The sequence below is a fragment of the Serinicoccus sp. CNJ-927 genome, assembly GCF_001942435.1.
Taxonomy (GTDB): Bacteria; Actinomycetota; Actinomycetes; order Actinomycetales; family Dermatophilaceae; genus Ornithinicoccus; species Ornithinicoccus marinus.
The window spans coordinates 162919-185715 of sequence record NZ_MKKF01000044.1 but is presented as its reverse complement, the minus strand read 5'-3'; the positions used below and the strand labels follow the sequence as shown (position 1 = coordinate 185715).

Sequence of the window (22797 nt, the reverse complement as noted above, 5' to 3'; positions counted from 1 at the left end):
TCAGTCTGCCTCGCGACCTCCGGGCGCGCATGCCGATGTCGTGAGGGCGTCGACGAGGTGAGCGGTGGCCAGCCGGTGCCAGTTCGCCCGGTGCCGCATCATGCCGTGGGTGTCGGCGAGATCGGCACGAAGGGTGACCTCCGCGCCCAGCTCGCGCAGCCGCTCGGTGGCGCGCAGCGAGCCCTCGGGCGAGGTGAGCTGGTCCTCCGTGCCGTGCAGGAGCAGCGCGCGCCCGCTGGCCGGTGGGCGCAGCAGCGGCAGGTCGGACTCCTCCACCCAGGCGGCCGCCGTGACGAGGGCGTCGACCTCGCCGGCCAGGCGCAGCGCCGCCCGACCACCCATCGAGTAGCCGAGCAGCCCCACCGGTCTGCCCGGGTGCTCGTCCCTGACCCGCTCCAGCGCCCAGACCGCGTCCCGCAGCGGCGCGCCGTCGTTCCAGCCGCGGCGGGCATACCGGAGGAAGGAGACGCCAATCCGGTGCCGGGCGCCGGCCCTGGCCATGGCGGAGGCGAAGAGGCGGCTCCGCAGGACCGAGAGCTGGCGCCAGCTGGTCGGCTCGGTGCTGTGCTGCTGGCCGCCGTGCAGGACGAGGACGTGGGCGCGCTCGTCCCGGTGCTGCCGGACCGTGCGGAGCCGGGGCGTCACAGGACGTAGAGGTACATGAGCAGGAAGTGCAGCGCCGCGGCGATGACGACCAGGACGTGCCAGATCTCGTGGAAGCCGAGGACGCCCGGGACCGGGTTGGGCCGCTCGAGGATGAAGATGACGAAGCCGACGCTGTAGACGACACCGCCGGCCGCCATGAGCACGAGCGCACCCAGGGGGAGGCTGAGGCCGCCGAGGACCAGCACGACGGGCATCCAGCCGAGCACGATGTAGAGCGTGTTCGTGACCCACTTGGGCAGGTCCCGCCAGACCGACCGGGCCGCGATGCCGAGCGCCGCGATCAGCCAGACCGCGCCGAGGACGGTCCAGCCGAAGACGGTGCGGTCCAGCACGAGGACCAGCGGCGTGACCGTCCCGGCGATGAGGAAGAAGACCGAGGTGTAGTCCAGCGTCCGCAGCACCTCGTTGGTGCGCGGGCTGAGGTCGAGCCCGTGGTGCAGCGTGCTCGCCACGAGCAGCGTGAGCAGCGACGCGGCATAGATCGACAACCCGACGACCTTCCAGGGGTCGCCCTCGGCGCCGGCCTGCGCGACGAGCAACCCGCCGCCGAGCAGCGCGAAGCAGGAGCCGACGAGGTGGGAGATCGTGTTGATCCGCTCGTCGGTGACGTGGACGCTGCCGTCACGGCTGCGCTGCGCTGTGTCCATCGCTCGCTTCCGGTGGAGGTATGCCCTGCCCCACCAGGGTAGACGCGACACCAGCCTGGTGGGGCTCACCCACGAGCCCCCGCGGTCACACGCGTCACGTCCTGCCGAGAGGTGTGCACATCCGCGGGGTCTATAACCCCCGCGGACGGGCATACCTCCGCAGCGTGGTGCCCACGAGACGGGTGAGATCCGAGGTATGCCGCCCGGCCGCAAGGGGTGGCGAGGGGCGACCCTCAGCGGCGACGGGCACGGGCCCGCGCGAAGGCGCCCTTGATCTTGCGGGCCACGGCGGCAGGGTCGTCCAGGTCGGCCCAGGTCAGCCGGACGACCTCGTAGCCCAGCTCCCGCAGGCGGTCCTCCCGGAGCTTCTCGCGGCGCAGCGCTGCGGGGTCGTCGTACTTCTGCATCCCGTCGAACTCCACGACCACCTTCTCGGCCCGGTAGAGGAAGTCCACCCGAGCCACGAAACGCCCATCACCGTCGACGATCTCCGCCTGCTGCTCCGGCAACGGCAGGCCCAGGGTCAGCACCACCCAGCGGCAACGGGACTCGCCGGCCGACTCGCTCAACGGCGAGGCCAGCGCCACGGTTCGCGCGGCGGAGAGATAGCCCCGACCCCCACCGAGGACCGGCAACGCCTCCTCCAGCTGCGCAACGGTGACCCGCCGATCGCGCAGCACCGCATCGGCGCTGACCAAGCCTGCTTCGACCCCGAAGCGGGCCGCCACCTGCAACGGCGCCAGGGCCAGCGTCACCGCGGGCCCCCACTCGAGATCCACGAGGAACTCCCGGGGCACCCGACGGTGCATGACCATCACGGCATCCTGCGAAGAGCGGCCACCATCGGTGCGGCAGAAGTGAGCGCGGTCATCGACCCCGTGGACGCCCACCCCCTGCACGGTCAGCGAGCTGTGGAGGCCGAACGCCACCCCAGCGCCGGGGCCGAGCCCCCGCAGCACCGCCCTCGCCCGCAGCTCGTGACGCGCCCACGGCGCGGCTGCCCGCCATACCGGTCCAGCGACGAAGGTGGCCCGACGCAGCCGCACCAGGCTCCCGTCCGCGACCATCGCCCGCGTCTCGCGCGGCCCCACCCCCAACGCCGCCAGATCGGCCGTGGCAGCGACGTGCCCCAGACCGTCCAGCAGATTCACCATGTCCCCCCGCATCGGCCCAGCATGCCCGAACCGGACGCCCTTCTCGGCGGCTGTCCACAGGCCCGCGCAGCTCGCCACCCCAGGCACTCTCGCCCCACCGTCCCCCGCCTGCGGAGAGATGTTCAGATGCTGGGGTCATAGCCCCGGCATCCGGACATATCCCCGCATCGTGGTGCCCTGGGTGCTGAGACTCGCGGTGGGTCGGGCCCGTGACCGGGCGGCGAGGCATCGGTGGGCGTCACCACTGACGTGCTCCCCGACGGCACACCGGAGGGTATGCCGGTCCGGGCGCCGCGCTGCGTCCGGCCTCCCGCGACCGGCGAGTTACACCGGTGTAGTTCTCCACAGGATGTGCACATCCTGTGGACAACAGATCGATGCGATGGCCGGTCGGGCCCTCACCGGGTTCCGGGCCCTCAGCCCACCCGCACGGCGCTGCGGCGCAGCGCCCGGTCGGCGACGCGGTAGCCGTCGCGGGCGATCGCCCGCCAGATCTGCAGCGCCGCCGCCGGGTCCTCGGCGGTGATCCGCTCCAGGTCCGCCGCCGAGAGCACGAGCAGCTCCAGCTCCGTCTCGGCCCGGATCGTCGTCTCCTGCCGGTCCCGGGTGCCGAGGGCCAGCTCGCCGAAGGACGTGCCCGGCCCCAGCTGGACCAGCGTCGTCACCTCGCCGTCCGGCCCCCTGTCCTGGGCGACCGCCTGACCACGCACGATGACGTGGATCCCGGCGAAGTCGGTGCCCTCCGCGAGCACGACCTCCCCCGCCGGCACGGCCTGCCGGGTCATCGCCGCGTCCAGCGCGGCCCGCCCCGTCTCGTCGAGGTCGCGCATGAGCGGGTGGTCCTCCACCGGGTCGGGCTCCTCGCGCGGGCCGCAGTAGGTGCGGATGAGCATCTGCTCGCACCACTCGATCGCCGACGGCAGGTCGGTGAACCGGGGCGAGGCCTCGTCGGTGCCCTCCGCCGGGTCGGGGATCACCCCGCTCGGGTCGACCGCGATCACCTCGCTGCCCTCCTCACGCAGCCGGTCGCGCAGCGCGAGCAGAGTCAGCCGGCTCACGTCGGCGATGTCGTTGACGTGCGTGAAGTCGAAGACGCGAGCTCGGGGCCGTCCTCCACGACGGTCCGCACGATCTTCTCCGCCCCGGCGAAGAGCAGGTCGCCGTGCAGCTCGTAGACGACCGCCCGGTCCGCGACCCGGTCCAGCACCTCCTCGTCGGCACCCTGCCAGTGGGTGTTGGAGCGGGCGCTGGCCAGCGAGTAGCTGCTCCGCACGGCGTTGCGCGAGCCCCGGCTGACGTGCATGAGGTGCATCTCCATGTCGGTCGACATCCGTTCGAAGAGCGCGACGCCGCGGGCGCTGTTGCCGTGCGGGTCCAGCCGCGGCGAGAAGACCGCGATCCCCACCTGGCCCGGCAGCACGCCGATGATCCCGCCGCTCACCCCGCTCTTCGCCGGCATCCCGACGGCCGTCACCCAGTCTCCGGCGGCGTCATACATGCCGCACGTCGTCATCACCGAGAGCACGTGCTCCACGAGCGCGGGGTCCAGCACCTGCTCCCCGGTGCGCGGCTGCCGGCCCCCGTTGGCGAGGGTGGCCGCCATGAGCGCGAGGTCCCGGGTGTCGACGGCGACCGAGCACTGCCGGACGTACTGGTCGAGCACCTCCTCGGGATCCCCCTCGAGGATCCCGAACTCGCGCAGCATGTGCGCGATCGCCCGGTTGCGGTGGGCGGTGCCCAGCTCCGAGGAGTAGATGGAGGAGTCCAGCTCCAGCTCCCGCCCGGCGAAGCGGCCGTACCACTCGACCGCCCGCGCGAACCGCTCGTCCCCGGAGTCGCCCGCGACGAGCGAGGAGGCGGTGATCGCCCCGGCGTTGATCATCGGGTTCTTCGGCCGCCCGGTGTCCGGGGAGACGCTGATCTCGTTGAAGGCGTCGCCGGAGGGCTCGACGTCGACCTTGCGCGCGACGGCCTCGATCCCCTGGTCGTGCAGGCCGAGGGCATACGTGAACGGCTTGGACATCGACTGGATGCTGTAGCGGTGGTCGCTCTCGCCGACCTCGTAGACCTGGCCGTCGACGGTGGCGAGGCACAGCGAGAAGCGATCGGGGTCGGCCGCGGCGAGCTCGGGGATGTAGCCCGCGACCTCACCCCCGGCGTCGCCGCACTGGGCCACGATCTGCTCGAGATAGTCCTGCACCGGGTTGCGCATGTGCCTCCTCCTGACGTCCGACACCGTGAGCCTACGGGTGCCAGGATGGGGGGGATGGGAGCAGATCCGAGCCGGGTCGTCGACGCCGTCCGCCGGTATGCCGTCGCGGTCGACGCGCAGGTGCTCACCGGGCCGGGCGTGTGCTCGGGGCTCGGCGCCTGGCTGCTCCTGGCCCTCGTGGCCGGGAGCGGCCCGGCCCGGGCCGATGACGCGGCTGCGCTCGAGGAAGCGCTCGGCCTGCCCGCCGACGAGGCGGTGGAGGCGCTCACCGCGCTGCTGGACGACCCGCACCCGGCGGTCGCAGCGGCGGTCGCGCGCTGGGCCGACGCGGAGCGGCTCACCGAGGACTTCGCCGCGTGGTCGGTGCCCGACCGGGTCGAGGACGGGCCGCTGCCCGACCAGGGGGGCGCCGACCGATGGGCGAGCGAGCGGACCGACGGCCTCATCGAGCACTTCCCGGTGCAGCTCACCGAGCTGACGCGGCTGGTCCTCGCCTCCGCGCTCGCGACCCGGATCTCCTGGAGCATCCCGCTCACCGAGCTCGAGGACGGCGGGCTGGGCACGGTGGGCAGCACCGCCCGGCACGTCGTCCTCGACACGCAGGCGGCGGGTCCGGTCGGGGTGGTCGCGCCACGGTCCACCTCGGGGCTGGCGGTCGTCAGCGTGATCGCCGACCCGCAGGTGCCTCGGGGGCAGGTGCTCGCCGCCGCGCACGAGGCGGCTGCGCAGATGACCACACGGCGCGCCCCGGCCGGTCTCGAGGTCACCCGGGACGGGCACGCCTGGACGGTCACCGAGCACCGCGAGACGCGCCCCTCCTTCCGGGACGTGATCGAGGAGTGGACCGGCTGGGTGCCTCCGTGGCGCCTCGTGAGCGACCACGACCTGACCACGGCCCCCGGCTTCGGGGCGGCGGCCGCGGCGCTCGAGGCGTTCGTGCTCCCCGCCGAGCGCCCGTCCGACTGCGAGGTCCGCCAGAGCGCGGTCGCGGCCTACACCGCGACCGGCTTCGAGGCGGCTGCGGTGACGGGTATGGCGGTCCGCGCGGCCGGGATGCCGCTGGAGCAGGAGGTGCTGGTCCGCCGGATCCACGTCCGCCTGGACCGGCCGCACGCCGTCGTGGCGGTGGCGCTCCACGACGGCAGCCCGTGGGACCACCTCCCGATCTTCACCGCCTGGGTCGACCCGGGCGAGGTCGCCGGCTCAGCCTGAGGCGCCCCGAGCTGCGGGCTCGGACTCCTGCGCCTCATCGGCCTGCGGCGACGGGGCCGACCCGCCCTGGTCGAGGTACTCCTGCGACGAGGTGAACTCCGGGGTGTCGAAGACCTCCCCGGCCAGCGGGTCGTCGACCCGCTCCACCTCGGTCTGCCCGGTGCGTTCGTCGATGCGGACCTCGCTGCTGCTCAGCGGACGGTAGGAGACGACCGGACCGTCACCGTTGGTGTGCGGCGTGCTGTCCGGCTCGAAGCCGGCGAGGGTGGACGACACCGACCCCAGCTCCTCGCGGACGGTGCGCCGACGACCCCGGGTGGCCGGCTGAGGCCCGCCCTCGGCCAGTTCGGGCTCCTCGTGGGTGCCGCTCGGCATGACCTGCATGTAGTGCGGCATCGAGGCGACCTCGTGGCGGAAGGCCCGCAGCAGCGAGACGCACGCCAGGACGAGGATGATCGAGAAGGGTGCGGCGGTCGAGATCGACAACGTCTGCAGCGCCGTCAGGGCGACGTCACCGCCCACGACGAGCAGGGCGGCCGCAGCGACGCCCTCCAGCACGGCCCAGTAGACCCGGGTGGTGACGGGGGTCTCGGTGCTGCCGCCCGAGGCGAGCATGTCGATGACCAGCGAGCCGGAGTCGGAGGAGGTGACGAAGAAGAGGATGACGACGCACATCGCCACGACGGACAGCACGGTGGTGAGAGCACCGGGCATCGACTCGAAGAACTGGAACAGCGCGGTGTCGCTGTTGAGCGTCAGGCCGCCCTCGCCGTCGTCGGTCGCCAGCGAGCCGGACTCCCGCTGGAAGAGGATGGCCGCGTCACCAAAGATCGTGAACCACACCAGGCTCGCCGCCGTCGGGGCGAGCAGGACGCCGAGGACGAACTCGCGGATGGTCCGGCCCCGGGAGATGCGTGCGATGAACATGCCGACGAAGGGCGCCCAGCTGGTCCACCAGCCCCAGTAGGCGATGGTCCAGGCGCCCTCCCAACCGTCGGTGGAGAACGGGCCGACGTGCAGGGCGGTCTGGGGCAGCAGGCTGAGGTACTGCCCGAGGTTCTGCGGGATGGCCTTGAGCAGGAAGATCGTCGGGCCGAGGACGAAGACGATCAGCGCCATCAGGGCGGCCACCGACATGTTGATGTTGGACAGCCACTTCAGGCCCTTGTGCACGCCGGACACGACCGACCACACGGCGACCGCGGTGATGCCGCCGATGAGGCCGATGATGAGCCAGGTCGAGCGCTCGGCCCAGCCGAGGAACTCCAGCCCACCGAGGATCTGGCTGACGCCGAAGCCGAAGGAGGTCGCGACCCCGAAGAGGGTGCCCACGATCGCGACGGTGTCGATGGTATGCCCCATCCAGCCCTCGACCCGCTCGCGCCCGATGAGCGGCTCGAGCAGCCAGCGCACCGCGAGCGGGCGACCACGGCGGAAGGACATGTAGGCCAGCCCGAGACCCACCACCGCGTAGATCGCCCACGGGTGCAGCCCCCACTGCAGCATCATCAGCCCGACCGACTCCTGCGCGGCACCCATCGACTCCGGCGCGTTGCCGAAGGCTCCGGCGGGGCGATGTAGTGCCAGAGCGGCTCGGCGACACCGAAGAAGACCAGACCGATCCCCATACCCGCGCTGAAGAGCATGAGGAACCAGGAGACGACCCCGAACTCGGGCCGCTCGTGGTCACGGCCGAGCCGGATCCGGCCCACCCGGGAGACCGCGCAGTAGATGACGAAGCCGAGGAAGAGGTTGACGGCGATGACGTACCACCAGCCCACCCCGTCGGTGATGGCGGTGTTGAGCGAGGTGGTGGCGCTCTCCAGGGCGTCGCCGGCGGAGCGGGCGAAGACGATGGTGGCGATGATGAGGCCGAAGATAACGACCGAGGCCGGGATGAAGACCGGCTTGAGGATCGCCGACCACCCACCCCCGGGGCTGGTCGGCTCGGCCGGCGACTCCGGCGGGGACTGGGTGGGCGACGACATCGGCGGCTACCTCCTGAGGGACCTCGGACGCCCCTCAGTCTCGCGGAGCCGGGGGGACCTGTCGACCGCGCCGGTGATCACATGCTGCCGAGGTGCCCCGCGAGCTGCCGGTGCCGGGTGAGGCTGGAGTCGTTGAGGCCGCGGATGTCGACGGTGGTGCCGTGCGCGGCATACTTCCGCTCGATCGCGTCCAGGGCCGCGACGGTCGAGGCGTCCCAGATGTGGGAGTCGGTCATGTCGATGACGACGCTTCGCGGGTCGCCGGCGTAGTCGAACTGGTGCACCAGGTCGTTGCTCGAGGCGAAGAAGAGCTCGCCGACGACCTTGTAGGTCGCCACCTCGGGGTCGTCGTTCGGCACGCTGACCACCTGCGTGAAGTGCGCCACGCGGCGGGCGAAGACGACCATCGCGGTGAGCACGCCGACGACCACACCGATCGCCAGGTTGTGGGTCGCGATGGTGGTGGCGACGGTCGCGATCATGACGATGTTCTCGCTCTTGGGCATCCGGCGCAGCGTCGACGGCGCGATGCTGTGCCAGTCGAAGGTCGCGACCGAGACCATGATCATCACCGCGACGAGGGCGGCCATGGGGATGGATGCGACGAGGTCGCCGAGGACCACGACGAGGATCAGCAGGAAGACACCCGCGAGGAAGGTCGAGATCCGGGTGCGCGCGCCCGAGGCCTTGACGTTGACCATCGTCTGGCCGATCATCGCGCAGCCGCCCATGCCCCCGAAGAGGCCGGTGACGACGTTGGCGACACCCTGGCCCCAGCCCTCGCGGGTCTTGTCCGACCCGGTGTCGGTGATGTCGTCGACGAGCTTGGCGGTCATGAGCGACTCCATGAGGCCGACGAGCGCCATGGCGAGGGCATACGGAGCGATGATCTGCAGCGTCTCCCAGGTGAGCGGGACGTCCGGGAGGACGAAGGAGGGCAGGCTGTCCGGCAGTTGCCCCTCGTCGCCGACGTCCGGCAGCCCCATCCGTGCGGTGAGCGCGAGCGTGGTGAGCGCCACGATCGCGACCAGCGGGGCGGGCACGGCCGTCGTGACGCGGGGCAGCGCCACCATGACGAGGATGCCGGCGGCCACCATGGGGTAGACCAGCCAGGGAACGCTGACCAGGTGCGGGATCTGCGCGGTGAAGATGAGGATGGCCAGCGCGTTGACGAAGCCGACCATGACCATCCGGGGGATGAAACGCATGAGCCGGGCGACGCCCGACAGGGAGAGCACGATCTGCAGCACGCCGGCGAGCAGCACGGTCGCGATGAGGTAGTCGAGGCCGTGCTCGCGGACGACCGGTGCGATGACCAGCGCGATCGCGCCGGTGGCCGCGGAGATCATCGCCCGGCGGCCGCCGACGATCGCGATCGTCACCGCCATCGTGAAGGACGCGAAGAGCCCGACGCGCGGGTCGACGCCGGCGATGACCGAGAAGGAGATGGCCTCGGGGATGAGGGCCAGGGCCACGACGAGGCCGGCGAGGATCTCGGTGCGCAGGCGCGCCGGGGAGCGCAGCGCGGCACGGACCGAGTGCGGGTCGGGGGTGCTGGTGGTGGAGGGCGCGGGGGCAGGCAGCATGGACAGGGCGAGTCCTCGCAGGATCGTCGGTGGTGTCAGGGAGGTATGCCGGTGGTCCGGTCCGGGCGGGCGCCCACCGCCGGCGGCGTCACCAGTCTACCGTCGCGCCGCGACGCCCCCGCCCGCCGTCGTGCGCCGTCCTCCCGGCTCCGGCCCCGGGGCTGCTCCGTCGGCCTCAGCCGCGGGCGACCGCCACCTCCGCGAGCCGGCCCAGCGAGGCCTGCAGGTGGTCGGTGGTCGTGCTCCGCGCCTTGTCCATGCGGGACTCGTCGGTCAGCTCGCTCCAGTCGTAGACGTGGGTGACGCGGCAGCGACCCTCCCCCAGCGGCTCGACCTGCCAGCCCCACTCGTGCCCGGCCGGGTCCTGGCCCTCGCTCGCCGGACGCCACGCGACCCGGCGGCCCTCCTCGAAGGCCACGACGTGGTTGTCACGCACCTTGCCGTTGGTCAGCCGCATGGAGAAGACCTCGCCCACGGCCCGGATCCGCTCGCCGCCGACCACCTCGTCGAGGTTGTCGTTGCCGTCCCACTCCGGCTGGCGGCGCGGGTCGGCGATGAGCTCGAAGATCACCTCCGCCGGTGCCTCGATCTCGCGGCTGGCGGTGACGACGCGCTGCTCGGTCTGCGGTTGCTCGCTGCTCATGGACACCAGTCAACCGTCCCGGGCCGGTGCGCGTCGAGCGATGAGTCCGCGGAGGCGTGTCACACCCGGCACCGCGACGGTCACGGGGTGGCGATGGCCGAGCTCGTCACCCTGGTCATGGTGGACGGCCCGATCGACGACTCCTCTCAGCAGCAGCCAGCGGCTTCATGGGCGAGATCTACGGGCAGCCCGCGGGCCGGCCGGCGGAGTTCTCCGCCGCGCTGCGCGAGCTGCTCGGCTGAACGAGCGTGCCCCGCGATCGGGTCAGGCCTCGACGACTGCCTTCATCCGCTCCAGGGTGGTGCGCATGCCGCGGAGGTTGGTGCGGCCGCGCAGCCTCCCGAGCAGCGCCCAGTAGATCCGCAGCGGCAGCATCGGCTCGAGCCGGTAGTACTCGGTCACGTCGGTGCCCCCACCGCTCGGCTCCAGCCGGTAGCCCCAGTTGTTGACGGCGACCGTCTTGGTGCCCACGGAGAACTCGAAGAGCCGCTCCGGCTCGCAGCGGGTGACCCGGCAGGCGGCCCAGTAGGTCGGGCCCACCCCGTTGCGCACGACCTTGCCGGCGAAGGTCGCGCCGACCTCGGGCCCGGTGGAGCCCCCGGTCCACCGCCCCGCCACCGTCTCCGGGCTGAACTCCCCGATCCGGGTGACATCGCTGACCAGCGCCCACACCTCTTCGGGCGGGGCGTCCAGGTGCAGGGTGACCTCGTCGGTCAGGGGTCGCATCGATCCGCCTCCTCCGTCCCCGCTGAGCACGCTTGTGCCCAGCCTGGTGCCTGACCTCGCGACCCATGCGTGCCCCGGGGCACGGATGTGTCGCAAGGTGAGGCACCAGCATGCCCCACGGGTCAGCGACGGGCAGCCGGACGGGGTCTCGGGACGGGCCGCGCCCCCCGACCAGCCATGGTCACCGCGTTGGCGACGACGATGACCGCCATGCCGACCCACTCGTGCAGCGCGAGCAGCTGGCCGAGCAGGACGACCCCGACGAGCGCGGCGAGCACCGGGTGGGCGCTCATCGCGATGCCGAAGACCCCGGCCGGCACCCGCCGCAGCACCAGCAGGTCGAGGGTGTAGGGCACGACCGTCGACAGGACGCCGGCGACGATGGCATACCCGAAGGCCGCGGTGGTGAAGCGGTCGGTGAGGCTGAGCCAGACCAGGACCGGGAGGTATGCCGTCGCCGAGACCGCGGTCGCGAGCGCGGTCCCCTGCACCCCCGGCAGCGCCGCGCCGACCGCGCGGTTGGCGAGGATGTAGCCGCCCCAGCAGGCCGCGGCAGCCAGACCGAAGGCGACGCCGAGATAGTCGCTGCTCGGGCCGGGCAGCACGAGGACGTAGACCCCGATCCCGGCCGCGACCGCGAGCGCGAGGTCCCGCGCCGACCGGGAGCCGAGCAGCGCCACCGCCAGCGGGCCGAGGAACTCCAGGGTCACCGCGAGACCGAGGCCGATCCGCTCGACCGCGGCGTAGAGCCCGAGGTTCATCCCGGCGAACATCGCCGCCAGCCAGACGACGCGCAGCCACTGGGCCCGCGTCAGCCGTCGGACCTGCGGTCGGGTGAGCGGCAGCAGCACCGCGGAGGCCACGAGCTGGCGCACCGCGACCACCCCGGCGGGCCCGATCGCCGAGAACGCGTGGCTGCCCCAGGCGGCACCGACCTGCGTGCTGCCTGCGGCGGTGAGCATGAGCAGCACGTCGCGCGGGCTGGTGCGCGACGCGGGCGGGCGAACGGCGGCGGGAGCGGGGGGCTGGGTCACCGACATCCCCGCAGTCTCCGGCGCACGGAGGCATACGAGAAATGCACGAGCCCTGATCTGCATACACTTGTCGTATGCCTCCGGCCGACCTGTCGTTGCGCGACCTGCGCTCGTTCCTCGCCGTCGTCGACGAGGGCACCTTCACCGACGCCGCGATCGCGCTGCGGACCACGCAGGCGTCGGTCTCGCGCCACGTGGGGGCGCTCGAGCAGGCGCTCGGCGTGCGGCTGCTGCAGCGTGGCGGTCGGGTCGTGACCCTCACCGTCGCCGGGCGTCGCGTCGTGGCGCACGCCCGCCGGTTGCAGGACGAGGCCGCCGGGTTGGTGCGGGCGGCCCAGGACGAGGGTGGCGAGGTCCGGGTCGGGTTCGCCTGGGCCGCGCTCGGCGTGCACACCGCGACCGTGCAACGGGAGTGGGCCCGGCGGCACCCGGGCTCGGAGCTGACCTTCGTCAACAGCACGACGCGCTTCGCCGGCCTCACCGAGGGGATCGCCGAGGTCGCCGTGGTGCGCCGCGACCCCGGCGTCTCGCAGCTGGCGAGCGCGCTGCTCGGCCACGAGGACCGGATGGCGGCGCTGCCCGTCGAGCACGAGCTCGCGCGCCGCCGCAGCCTGCGGATGGCCGACTACGCGGGTCAGACCGTGGCCCTCGACGTCGCCACCGGCACGACGACCCCCGACCTCTGGACCCCGCAGCAGGCTCCCGGGTCCTACCGCGAGGTCCGGGGCACCGACGAGTGGCTCACCGCGATCGCGGCGGGCCGGGCGATCGGGCTGACCTCACAGGCGACGGCGGCGCAGTACTCCCGCACCGGGGTGGTCTTCCGCCGGGTCCGGGACGCGCCGACCGTGGCGGTCCACCTCATCTGGTGGCGGCAGGACCCGCCGGCCTGGCTCGACGAGCTGGTGGCCGTGATCCGCGAGACCTACGCGCGGACCGCCTGACTCGCCCCGTCGCCGCGGCGCTGCCCGAGCCGGCCTGAGCGCGCGGCGGGAAACTCCTGACCCGGCGGGGCGTTGACACGCCTCGAGAGCAGTCCGACGAGAGGATGAGCTTGCCCCGCAAGACCGCCGCGCTCGGCGCCGCCCTGGATGCGGCCCGCCGCTTCGCGCGCAAGAACCCGGAGAAGACGCGGTCCTACCTGGACAAGGCCGCCGACTTCGCCGACCGGCAGACCAAGGGGAAGTACTCCTCGCAGATCCGCTCGGCCAGCGACAAGGCGAGCCAGGCGGCGCTGGGGAGGGACGGTCGCGACCCGGCGAGCGACCCGCAGGACCGCCCGGTCGAGGACGGGCGGGACACCGGCTCGACCAGCCGCACGCCGCCGCCCCCGCCGCCGTCCGCCTGAGCCGCTGACCGGGCGCGGTCAGCGGGCGGCGGCCGCCTCCCGGAGCGCCCCGAGCGCGGTCGCGATGCCCGGGTGGTCGGCGCTGCCACGCCGGATGCCGGTCCGCAGGTAGCGCGCCGGCGCCGGATCACCGTGTAGTGGCACCCTGACCACCGGGTAGGCGGTGGGGATCTGGGCCAGGCGCGGCACGAGCGCGATGCCCAGGCCTGCCCCCACGAGCGCCGCGCCGGTGTCCCACTCCGCGGCGTAGTGCGCGACCGTCGGGGTGAAGCCGGCGCCGGTGCAGGCGGTCTGGAGCAGCTCGTGGTAGGGCCGCCCCGGCCGGTCCATGATCCAGCGCTCCCCCGCGAGATCCCGCAGGGGCACCGACCCCCGGCTCGCCAGCGGATCGCCCGCACGCACCAGGAGGTCGATCGGGTCCTCCAGCAGCGGGCGCTGCTCGAAGCGGCTGTCCGTGCTGGGCGGGAGGGTCGAGAGCGCCACGACGACGGCGACGTCGGCCCGCCCGGTGAGGAGCAGCTCGAAGCACTCCTCGGGGTCGGCCTCGACGATCTGGACCTCGGCGCCGAGCTCGGCGTGGACGCGCGCCGCCACCTCGGGCAGGAGCGCCGAGGCGGCGGTCGAGAAGCCGGCCAGGCGCAGCACCCCGCCCCCGGTCTGCGCCACCCTGGCGACCTCGGCGCGGATCTGCTCCCACCGGCATACCAGGTCGTCGGTGCGGTCCAGGAGCACCTGCGCCGCGGGGCTGAGCCGCACGCCGCGCCCGTCGTGCACCAGCAGGTCGACCCCCAGCTCCCGGCCCAGGGTCCGCAGCTGCTGGGAGACCGCCGAGGGGGTGTAGCTCAGGGCCTCGGCGGCACCCGTCACCGTGCCGCGCTGGGCCACCATCCGCAGCACCTGCAGGCGCCGGTCGATCATGCAGCCAGTGTGCACGACATCGTGCATTTTCCGGCGCTGGTGCGCGCGAGGACCCGCACCGCAGACTCGCGGTATGCGCACCCTCGACCCGCTCCTGGACCCCTTCACGATCAAGGGGCTCCGGCTGCGGAACCGGGTCGTGAGCACCAGCCACGAGCCGGCCTACGCCGAGGGTGGGCTGCCGCGCGAGCGCTACCTCGCCTACCACGTGGAGAAGGCCCGAGGCGGTGTCGGTCTCACCATGATCGGTGGCTCGGCGGTGATCGCCCGCGACAGCCCGCCCGCCTTCGGCAACCTCGAGCTGCACCGCGACGAGATCGTGCCCTGGATGCGCCGCCTCACCGACGCCGTGCACGAGGAGGGTGCCGCCGTCATGTGCCAGGTGACCCACCTTGGGCGGCGGACCAGCAACTACACCGGCGACTGGCTGCCGACGGTCTTCCCCTCGCCACTGCGCGAGCCGGCGCACCGGGCCTTCCCCAAGGTCGCCGAGGCGTGGGACCTCGACCGCATCGTCGAGGACTACGTCAGCGCCGCCCAGCGCTGCGTCGAGGGCGGGCTCGACGGCATCGAGCTGCAGAGCTACGGCCACCTGCTGGACGCCTTCCTTTCCCCCGCGACGAACCACCGGGACGACGAGTGGGGCGGCTCCCTCGAGCACCGGATGGCCTTCCCCCGGCGGGTCATCCGTGCCGTGCGTGCCGCGCTGGGGCCGGAGCCGGTCCTCGCGATCCGCATGTCCATGGACGAGGACCGGCCCGACGGCCTGCAGCGCGAGGAGGCGCTCACCGCGCTGCATGCGTTCACGCAGGATGGCGTGGACCTGCTCAGCGTGATCAAGGGCACCATCGAGAGCGACGCGACGCTCGCCCGGGTCATCCCCTCGATGGGCACCCCGTCCGCGCCCTTCCTCGACTTCGCCGGGGAGATCCGCCGTGAGGTCGACATCCCCGTCATGCACGCCTCGCGGATCTCCGACGCGGCGACCGCCCGGCACGCGATCCGCGACGGGCTGCTCGACCTGGTGGGGATGACGCGCCCGCAGATCGCCGATCCCTATCTCGTCGCCAAGATCGCCGCCGGTGAGGAGGACCGGGTGCGGCCCTGCGTCGGCGCCAACTACTGCCTGGACGCGATCTACGCCTCGGGCGACGCCAAGTGCCTGCACAACGCGGCGGCCGGGCGCGAGCTCACGCTCAGCCACGTCGTCCCGCCCGCACCGGTGCGCCGCAAGGTGGTCGTCGTCGGCGCCGGTCCCGCCGGGCTCGAGGCCGGCAGGGTGCTCGGCGAGCGCGGTCACGACGTCGTCGTCCTGGAGGCCGACGACCTCCCGGGGGGCCAGGTCAAGCTGGCCTCGCGCCCGGGCCGCCGGCGCGACCTCGTCGGGGTCGTCGACTGGCGGGTCAGTGAGCTCAAGCACACCGGTGTCGACCTGCGCCTCGGCGTCTTCGCGGAGGTCGAGACCGTGCTCGCCGAGGAGCCGGACGTCGTCATCGTGGCCACCGGGGGTATGCCGAATCACGACTTCCTGCTCGAGGGCGCCGGGCTGGTGCGTGACACCTGGGACGTGATGTCCGGCGAGGTGCGGGAGGGCGGCAGCGTGGTCGTCTACGACGACAACGGCGCCGAGCCGGGCGTCGACGCCGCCGAGCTGCTGGCGGGCCGCGGGGCCAGGGTGGAGTTCGTCACGCCCGAGCGGATGATCGCGCCCCTCGTCGGGGGGATGAACTCACCTGCCTATCTGCGGGCCTTCGACGAGCACGACGTCGCCGTCACCCTCGCGACCCGTCTGGTCGGCGTCACGCGCCACCCCAAGGGCGGGCTCGTCGCCCGGTTGCGCCACGACTACTCCGGTGCCGAGACGGAGCGCCGGGTCGACCAGGTGGTCGTGGAGCACGGCACCCTCCCGCTCGACGACCTCTACCACCAGCTCGTGCCGCTGTCCGTCAACGCCGGCGCGGTGGACCACGACGCGCTGCTCGCCGTGCGGCCGCAGCTCGTCGGGGTCGGCGCCGCGGGCGGGCAGGCCGGGGGCCGGTCGGTCGCCTCCCACCTGCCCCAGCCTGCCGGCTCGGGCTTCCAGCTCTTCCGGATCGGCGACGCGGTCGCCAGCCGCAACATCCACGCCGCGATCTACGACGCGCTCCGCCTCTGCCTGGCCATCTGACCGGCATACCCGAAGGAGGACCCGATGACCACCCTCACCAGCACCCCCACGCAGACCACGACCGGGACCACCGACCTCGCCGAGCTGGTCGCCCGGCGGGTGCCGGGTTTCAGCCTGGACGCGCCCTTCTACACCAGCCAGGAAGTCTTCGAGGCCGATCTGGCGGCCGTGTGGGCACGGTGCTGGATCTTCGTCGCGACCGAGGCCGAGATCGCCGAGCCCGGCGACTTCGTCACCGTCGACATCGGTCCGCACTCGGTCATCGTCGTGCGCGACGACGACGAGGAGGTGAGCGCGCTGCGCAACGTGTGCCGGCACCGTGGCTCCCGGGTGCTCACCGAGCGTTCCGGGTCGGTCGGCAACATCGTCTGCGGCTACCACCGGTGGACCTACGCCACCGACGGCACCCTGCTGCACGCCGGCGACCAGGCACCGACGTTCGACACGTCCTGCTTCGGGCTGCGAGGGGTCCACGTGCGCACGGTCTCCGGGCTCGTCTTCGTCAGCCTCGCCGAGGACCCGCCCGAGGACTGGGAGGAGATGGCGGCGACCGTCGCTCCCTATCTCGACCCGCACCAGCCGCTGCGCACCAAGGTCGCGGCCCAGCACGACCTCATCGAGCACGCCAACTGGAAGCTGGTGATGGAGAACAACCGGGAGTGCTACCACTGCGAGGGTGGGCACCCCGAGCTGACCTGCACCTTCTTCCCGACCTGGGGCTACGACCGCGACAAGATCCCGGCCCGCCTCATGCCCGCGCACGAGCGCTACCTCGCGGCCGAGGCCGCGCTGGAGACCGCCTGCCGCGAGCGGGGCATGGCCTTCGCCGAGGTCGAGGCCCTGGAGGAGGAGCGGTCCACCGCCTTCCGGGTCCAGCGCGAGGCGCTGGACGGCGCCGGGGAGTCTTACACCGTCGACGGGGCCGTCGCCTCCCGCCGCCTCCTGGCCGACTTCGACACGGCGCGGCTGGGGCGGGCCTCGGTGCACACCCAGCCCAACGCGTGGTTCCACTTCCTCTCCGACCACGTCGTCACCTTCGCGGTGCTGCCGCTGGCCCCCGACCGGACCCTGGTGCGCACCACCTGGCTAGTGCACGAGGACGCCGTGGAGGGCGAGCACTACGACCTCGGGCGGCTCACCGAGGTGTGGGACCACACCAACGAGGAGGACGGCGAGTTCTGCGCCCGGGCCCAGCAGGGGGTGGGCGACCCCGCCTACGTGCCCGGGCCATACTCCCCCAGCGAGCGGCAGGTCGAGTCCTTCGTCGCGTGGTACGTCGCCCGCCTGCGCGAGGAGGTGGCCCGATGACCGAGGTGCTGGTCCGTGAGACGCGAGCGCCGGCCTCCCGGGACCAGGTGGACGGGGAGCTCGTCTGTGTCGGGGTGGAGCAGGTGACCCACGACGTGCGCAGCCTCACCCTGGCGGTGCCGGACGATGCTGCGTTGCGGTTCCGGCCGGGGCAGTACGTCACGGTGACCGTGGAGCTGGACGGCAAGCCGCTCAGCCGGTGCTACACCATCGCCTCCTCCCCGCTGCAGACCGGCACCCTCACGCTGACGGTGAAGCGGCAGGGGCCGGTGTCGGGGTGGCTGCACGACCGGCTCGAGCCCGGTGGTCGGCTGCGGGTCAGCGGCCCCATGGGGGTCTTCAGCACCGACGAGCACCCGGCGGCCGCGCACCTGCTGCTGTCGGCGGGCAGCGGCATCACACCGGTGATGTCGATGCTGCGGAGGCTCGCCCGGGTCTAGGGACCGCACGACGTCGTCTTCGTGCACAGCGCGCGGACGCCGGCAGACATCATCTTCGGCCGCGAGCTCGAGCAGCTGGAGGCGGCGTTGCCCTGGCTGCGAGTCGCCGTGGCTGCGAGGGCGACAGCGAGGACGAGGTATGGCGTGGTGCCCGTGGTCGACTGACCGCCGGGTTGCTCCGTGAGCTGGTGCCCGACGCCGCCGGCCGGGAGGTCTTCACCTGCGGGCCGGCGCCCTACATGGACGACGTGCGCGGGCTGCTGGCCGAGCTCGGGTGCGACCCACAGCGGTGCCACCAGGAGTCCTTCGTCCTCGACACCAGCGGGGGCGTGGTGGCAGGCGACGCACCCGCGCCGGACGTCCCGGCGTCCGACGAGGGCGTGGGCGACGGGGACGCCGCCGGGACGGCGACGCATACCGTGACCCTGACGCGCAGCGGCCGGGAGGTGCCCTGCGCCGCCGGCCAGACGATCCTGGCCGCAGCCGCCCAGGCCGGGTTGAGCCTGCCCTCGTCCTGCGCGGAGGGGGTGTGCGGCACCTGCAAGAGCCAGCTGCTCACCGGCAGCGTCGACATGCGGCACGGCGGTGGCATCCGGCCCCGCGAGATCGCCGCCGACAAGGTGCTGCTGTGCTGCTCCACGCCGTTGGAGGACTGCGTCATCGAGGCATGAGGTCCCGGTCGCGCATGCCGGGGCATGGTTTCTCCCACTCAGCGGCCGGGTCCGGTGAGCCTCGCCGAGCGACCGCGCCCGGCGCCGGGCGACGCGGCCGGCGTGGGGCCACCGCGGACGGCGCCGGGCCGCTCGGCTGCAGCCTCACGGACCTCACGAGCCACAGGCTGCGGCAATCTGTCCACACGCGCGCGTTATCTCCCGGGCGTGCGCACTTATCCCTGCAGCGTGCTGCGCGTGGTGCCCACGTGACGCACGTGGCGGGGACGGTCCGGGAAGTCACGGGCTGCAGATCGGTGCGGTCGCGCCACCCGCCGTCCCGCCCTCGGGCGTCGGCCTAGGTGTACCGACCCGTCCGGTCAGAACACCTCGGCCGAGAGGTCCTGCAACCGCGGGCGCAGCTCCTCGCTGAAGAACCGCATGAAGCCGTCGACGTCCGGCCCCGCGTTGATGAGCGCCAGGTGGTCGAAGCCCGCGTCGGCGAACTGCCGCACGACCTCCAGGTGGCGCTCCACGTCGGGGCCGCAGGCGAAGACCTCGCGCATCGAGTCCGGGGTGATGAACTGCGTGGCGGCGTCGAAGTGGGGCGGGTTGGGGAGCTCGCTGTTGACCCGCCAGCTGCCCAGGCCGAAGCGGAACATCCGGTGCGCCGACTCGGCCGCCGTCTGCTCGTCCGGGGCCCAGGCGAGCGGCACCTCGTTGTAGCGCGGGCCGGACCCGCCGGCCTCCTCGAAGGCCTCGATGAGCGAGGCGTCCGGGTCGGTCGCGAAGATGCCGTCGCCCTGCTGGGCGGCCACCCGGGCCGCCTGCGGCCCGCCGATGGCCACGACGATGTCCGGCAGCGTCTCGGGCAGGTCGAAGACCCGGGCGTCCTCGATGGTGAGGAACTCCCCGCGGTAGGAGTGGTAGCCGCCCTGCCAGAGCAGGCGGATGATCTCGAGGGCCTCGCGCAGCATCTGGTGCCGGTCGCGCACCTCGGGCCAGCCCTGGCCGACGACGTGCTCGTTGAGCCGCTCGCCCGACCCCACCCCGAGGGTGAAACGCCCCCCGGACAGGATCTGGGTGGTCGCCGCGGCCTGCGCGATGATCGCCGGGTGGTAACGGATGGTCGGGCACGTCACCCCGGTCGCCAGCCCGATGCGCTCCGTCGACGCGGCGATCGCGCCGAGCACCGACCAGACGAAGGGCGAGTGCTCGTGCTCGGGCAGCCAGGGGTGGAAGTGGTCGCTGATCTCGACGAAGTCGAAGCCCGCGCGCTCGGCCTCCACGGCCTGCCGCACGAGCTCGGTGGGGGAGAAGTTCTCGGCGAACAGCTTGAATCCGATCTGCATGGCTCCAGCCTAGGAGCCGCGCCCCCGGCCGCGCGGCGTGCCCACGGGCGGCTGGGCCGGGTGCGCGGCGTGGGCGTCGCGCGGGGACATCAGCGACGCCGGGACGTTGAGCCGGTGACAGGACCGCCATACCCCGCCAGCAGAGGACGCAACATGCCGTTGCGCAAGATCGCCACCCTGGGCGCCGCCGCCGACGCGGCCCGCCGCTTCGCCCGCAAGGACCGGAGAAGACGCGGTCCTTCCTCGACAAGGCCGCCGACTTCGCCGACCGGCAGACGAAGGGGAAGTACACCAGCCAGATCCGCTCCGTCTGCGACACGGCCGGTCAGGCGGCCCTGGGAGACGAGGGTCGCCCGCGCCCGCGCGACGAGGACCGGCCAGAGGGCTCGCGCCCCTAGCCCCGTCCGCTCGTGGCGGATGAGCGCGCGGGACCCCACGAGCGTGGTTAGCGTCGACGAAGGCCCGCACCCTCGACCGACCAGGCCGTCGGGCGTGCCTACCGACCACCGAGGAGACCGACATGGCCCACAGCGAGCACGACGCCACCGTCCCCGCAGCGCACCGGCACGAGCCGGCCGCTCCGTCCTACCCCCCGGCGCCGGAGGTGCCCCGCCCGCCGAGCCCCAGCACCGCGGGACAGGCCGCCGACAACCCGCTCTACACCGACCGGACCGAGCCGGGGCAGGGCGGTGAGCTGCACCAACGGCCCGGACCCGACCAGGAGGTCCTGACCACGGCGCAGGGGTTGCCGCTCGCCGACGACCAGAACTCCCTCAAGGCCGGTGACCGCGGCCCGACCCTGCTCGAGGACTTCGCGCTGCGCGAGAAGATCTTCCACTTCGATCACGAGCGCATCCCGGAGCGGGTGGTCCACGCCCGCGGGTACGGCGCACACGGCACCTTCACCGCGGCCGAGGACCTGTCCGACCTGACGTGCGCCTCGCTCTTCGCCGAGGCAGGCAAGCAGACCCCGGTCTTCGTCCGCTTCTCGACCGTCGCCGGCAACCTGGGATCCTTCGACCTCGCGCGCGACGTGCGCGGCTTCGCCACGAAGTTCTACACCGACGAGGGCAACTGGGACCTCGTCGGCAACAACATCCCCGTCTTCTTCGTCCAGGACGCGGTGAAGTTCCCCGACCTGGTCCACGCCGTCAAGGAGGAGCAGGACCGCGGCTGGCCGCAGGCCCAGTCCGCGCACGACACCTTCTGGGACTTCGCCAGCCTCATGCCCGAGTCCACGCACATGCTGCTGTGGCAGATGTCGGACCGCACCATCCCACGGTCCTTCCGCTTCATGCAGGGCTTCGGGGTGCACACCTTCCGGATGGTCGACGCGGACGGCCGCAGCACCTACGTGAAGTTCCACTGGGTGCCCCGGCAGGGCCTGCAGTCCGTGGTGTGGAACGAGGCCGTGAAGATCAACGGGGCCGACCCCGACTTCCACCGCCGTGACCTGTGGCAGGCCATCAACAACGGCGACCTGCCGGAGTGGGACCTCGCCGTGCAGACCTTCGACGACGAGTTCGCCGACCAGTTCGAGTTCGACGTGCTCGACTCGACCAAGATCATCCCCGAGGAGCAGGTGCCGCTGCGCGTCATCGGGACCATGCGCCTGGAGCGGGTGGTCGACAACGTCTTCAGCGAGACCGAGCAGGTCGCCTTCTGCACCCAGAACATCGTGCGTGGCCTCGACTTCACCAACGACCCGCTGCTGCAGGGCCGCAACTTCTCCTACCTGGACACCCAGCTCAAGCGGCTGGGCAGCCCCAACTTCACCCAGCTGCCCATCAACGCGCCCCGGTGCCCGGTGGCGCACTTCCAGCGGGACGGGCACATGCAGACCGGCGCGCAGTCCGGCCGCGCCACCTACGAGCCCAACTCCTTCACCGGGGCGGCGGCCGGCCCGCGGGCCGACGCCGAGCGGGGCTACCGCAGCGTGCCCCGGCACGAGAGCGGCGACACCCGTCGCGTCCGCCCGGAGTCCTTCGCCGACCACTACTCCCAGGCGGGGCAGTTCTGGCGCAGCCAGAGCGCGACCGAGCAGCAGCACATCCGGATGGCCTTCGTCTTCGAGCTCTCCAAGTGCGAGATCCCGCAGATCCGGACCCGCGTGGTGGCCAACCTGCGCAACGTCGACGAGGGGCTCGCCGCCGCGGTCGCCGACGGCCTGGGGATGGACCTGCCGGAGGCGACGCCGCCGCACGTGCAACCGAACCACGACCTGCCCGACTCGCCGGCGCTGAGCATGATGTCGCGGGCACCGCAGAGCTTCGCCGGGCGCAAGCTCGGGATCCTCGTCACCGACGGCGTGGACGCCGAGGTCCTGGACGGCCTGCGCGAGACCTTCGAGCAGGGCGGTGCCCTCGTCGAGACGATCGGCCTCAAGGTCGGCGGGGTCACCCTCGCCGACGGCGAGCGCCGACCGGTGGACCACAAGATCGACGGAGCACCCTCGGTCCTCTTCGACGCCGTCGCGCTGCTCGGCGCGGACGGTGCCGCCGACGAGCTCGCCGGGCACCCCGCCACCCGTGACTTCGTCTCGGACGCCTTCAGCCACTACAAGGTCATCGGCCACCTGCCCGGCGCGCAGGCGCTGCTGCGGGCCGGGGGCATCGACGGCAGCCTCGACGAGGCCTGCCACGACCTGGGGACCGCCACCCCCCAGGACTTCCTCGAGGCCTGCGGCGCGCTGCGCCACTGGGCCCGAGACGTCTGATCCGACCACCAGCACGTACGGAGGAGAACC

23 protein-coding genes are annotated in these 22797 nt (G+C 72.7%); 10 read left to right on the top strand and 13 right to left on the bottom strand.

Annotated features, from left to right (window positions below):
* The 5 genes from BJF86_RS12025 to glsA form a co-directional block, all read right to left on the bottom strand.
* Positions 1-645: an alpha/beta fold hydrolase gene (locus BJF86_RS12025; protein ID WP_075819230.1), complete on the bottom strand. Its 645-nt coding sequence runs from the start codon at positions 643-645 to the stop codon at positions 1-3.
* Positions 642-1313 carry a PAQR family membrane homeostasis protein TrhA gene (gene trhA / locus BJF86_RS12020; protein ID WP_075819228.1) on the bottom strand — a complete coding sequence of 224 codons (672 nt, stop codon included), beginning with the start codon at positions 1311-1313 and terminating at the stop codon, positions 642-644. The genes BJF86_RS12025 and trhA overlap by 4 nt, the downstream gene beginning before the upstream one ends.
* Positions 1314-1546: 233 nt before the next feature.
* Entirely contained in the window at positions 1547-2467 is a 921-nt protein-coding gene (locus tag BJF86_RS12015; RefSeq protein WP_237768196.1) for a DUF559 domain-containing protein, read from the bottom strand.
* Between the two features lie 416 nt (positions 2468-2883).
* Positions 2884-3525, bottom strand: coding sequence for a cyclic nucleotide-binding domain-containing protein (locus BJF86_RS17030; RefSeq protein WP_083653024.1), 642 nt, complete (start codon positions 3523-3525; stop codon positions 2884-2886).
* A complete protein-coding gene (gene glsA / locus BJF86_RS17025) occupies positions 3522-4679 on the bottom strand; it encodes a glutaminase A (protein ID WP_083653021.1) in 1158 nt (385 codons plus the stop codon). Before glsA ends, BJF86_RS17030 begins: the two co-directional genes overlap by 4 nt.
* A 54-nt stretch (positions 4680-4733) precedes the next feature.
* On the opposite strand from glsA, the gene BJF86_RS12005 reads away from it, so the two are divergent.
* Positions 4734-5891: a hypothetical protein gene (locus BJF86_RS12005; protein ID WP_075819224.1), complete on the top strand. Its 1158-nt coding sequence runs from the start codon at positions 4734-4736 to the stop codon at positions 5889-5891.
* Here BJF86_RS12005 and BJF86_RS12000 read toward each other — a convergent pair.
* The 6 genes from BJF86_RS12000 to BJF86_RS11980 form a co-directional block, all read right to left on the bottom strand.
* Positions 5883-7430, bottom strand: coding sequence for a BCCT family transporter (locus BJF86_RS12000; protein ID WP_269087279.1), 1548 nt, complete (start codon positions 7428-7430; stop codon positions 5883-5885). The two genes, BJF86_RS12005 and BJF86_RS12000, sit on opposite strands and share 9 nt — an antisense overlap.
* Positions 7400-7879 carry a BCCT family transporter gene (locus BJF86_RS19390; RefSeq protein WP_269087278.1) on the bottom strand — a complete coding sequence of 160 codons (480 nt, stop codon included), beginning with the start codon at positions 7877-7879 and terminating at the stop codon, positions 7400-7402. Before BJF86_RS19390 ends, BJF86_RS12000 begins: the two co-directional genes overlap by 31 nt.
* A 77-nt stretch (positions 7880-7956) precedes the next feature.
* Positions 7957-9465 (bottom strand): SulP family inorganic anion transporter, encoded by a 1509-nt coding sequence (locus BJF86_RS11995; RefSeq protein WP_075819222.1) that lies wholly within the window; start codon positions 9463-9465, stop codon positions 7957-7959.
* A 175-nt stretch (positions 9466-9640) separates the two neighbouring features.
* Complete coding sequence (locus BJF86_RS11990; RefSeq protein ID WP_075819220.1) at positions 9641-10108, bottom strand: SRPBCC family protein; 468 nt, start codon at positions 10106-10108, stop codon at positions 9641-9643.
* 264 nt (positions 10109-10372) lie between these two features.
* Positions 10373-10834 (bottom strand): SRPBCC family protein, encoded by a 462-nt coding sequence (locus BJF86_RS11985; protein WP_075819218.1) that lies wholly within the window; start codon positions 10832-10834, stop codon positions 10373-10375.
* 122 nt (positions 10835-10956) lie between these two features.
* Positions 10957-11874 (bottom strand): EamA family transporter, encoded by a 918-nt coding sequence (locus BJF86_RS11980; RefSeq protein ID WP_083653019.1) that lies wholly within the window; start codon positions 11872-11874, stop codon positions 10957-10959.
* Positions 11875-11942: 68 nt separating this feature from the next.
* On the opposite strand from BJF86_RS11980, the gene BJF86_RS11975 reads away from it, so the two are divergent.
* Both BJF86_RS11975 and BJF86_RS11970 read left to right on the top strand, forming a co-directional pair.
* Positions 11943-12812 carry a LysR family transcriptional regulator gene (locus BJF86_RS11975; protein WP_075819216.1) on the top strand — a complete coding sequence of 290 codons (870 nt, stop codon included), beginning with the start codon at positions 11943-11945 and terminating at the stop codon, positions 12810-12812.
* 110 nt (positions 12813-12922) lie between these two features.
* Entirely contained in the window at positions 12923-13216 is a 294-nt protein-coding gene (locus BJF86_RS11970; RefSeq protein ID WP_237768195.1) for an antitoxin, read from the top strand.
* Between the two features lie 18 nt (positions 13217-13234).
* On the opposite strand, the gene BJF86_RS11965 is transcribed toward BJF86_RS11970, so the two are convergent.
* A complete protein-coding gene (locus tag BJF86_RS11965) occupies positions 13235-14134 on the bottom strand; it encodes a LysR family transcriptional regulator (RefSeq protein ID WP_075819212.1) in 900 nt (299 codons plus the stop codon).
* A 73-nt stretch (positions 14135-14207) separates the two neighbouring features.
* On the opposite strand from BJF86_RS11965, the gene BJF86_RS11960 reads away from it, so the two are divergent.
* From BJF86_RS11960 to BJF86_RS18380, 5 genes are read left to right on the top strand one after another with little or no spacing between them, the layout of a single operon-like run.
* Positions 14208-16301 (top strand): NADH:flavin oxidoreductase, encoded by a 2094-nt coding sequence (locus tag BJF86_RS11960; protein ID WP_075819209.1) that lies wholly within the window; start codon positions 14208-14210, stop codon positions 16299-16301.
* A gap of 24 nt (positions 16302-16325) precedes the next feature.
* Positions 16326-17609 (top strand): aromatic ring-hydroxylating oxygenase subunit alpha, encoded by a 1284-nt coding sequence (locus BJF86_RS11955; RefSeq protein ID WP_075819207.1) that lies wholly within the window; start codon positions 16326-16328, stop codon positions 17607-17609.
* Positions 17606-18049, top strand: a complete 444-nt coding sequence (locus BJF86_RS18390; RefSeq protein ID WP_202817351.1) for an FAD-binding oxidoreductase — start codon at positions 17606-17608, stop codon at positions 18047-18049. Before BJF86_RS11955 ends, BJF86_RS18390 begins: the two co-directional genes overlap by 4 nt.
* A gap of 21 nt (positions 18050-18070) precedes the next feature.
* Positions 18071-18214, top strand: a complete 144-nt coding sequence (locus BJF86_RS18385) for a hypothetical protein (protein ID WP_202817350.1) — start codon at positions 18071-18073, stop codon at positions 18212-18214.
* Positions 18215-18222: 8 nt separating this feature from the next.
* Positions 18223-18720, top strand: a complete 498-nt coding sequence (locus BJF86_RS18380; RefSeq protein WP_202817349.1) for a 2Fe-2S iron-sulfur cluster-binding protein — start codon at positions 18223-18225, stop codon at positions 18718-18720.
* Between the two features lie 359 nt (positions 18721-19079).
* Here BJF86_RS18380 and BJF86_RS11945 read toward each other — a convergent pair whose 3' ends face one another.
* Positions 19080-20051, bottom strand: coding sequence for a TIGR03557 family F420-dependent LLM class oxidoreductase (locus BJF86_RS11945; protein ID WP_075819205.1), 972 nt, complete (start codon positions 20049-20051; stop codon positions 19080-19082).
* 128 nt (positions 20052-20179) lie between these two features.
* Between BJF86_RS11945 and BJF86_RS19850 the strand changes: the two genes are divergently transcribed.
* The gene (locus tag BJF86_RS19850; RefSeq protein ID WP_083653038.1) at positions 20180-20449 is read left to right on the top strand and encodes an antitoxin; all 270 of its coding nucleotides are present in this window, start codon (positions 20180-20182) and stop codon (positions 20447-20449) included.
* Between the two features lie 122 nt (positions 20450-20571).
* Positions 20572-22767, top strand: a complete 2196-nt coding sequence (locus tag BJF86_RS11935) for a catalase (RefSeq protein WP_075819203.1) — start codon at positions 20572-20574, stop codon at positions 22765-22767.
* Positions 22768-22797: the final 30 nt, after the last annotated feature.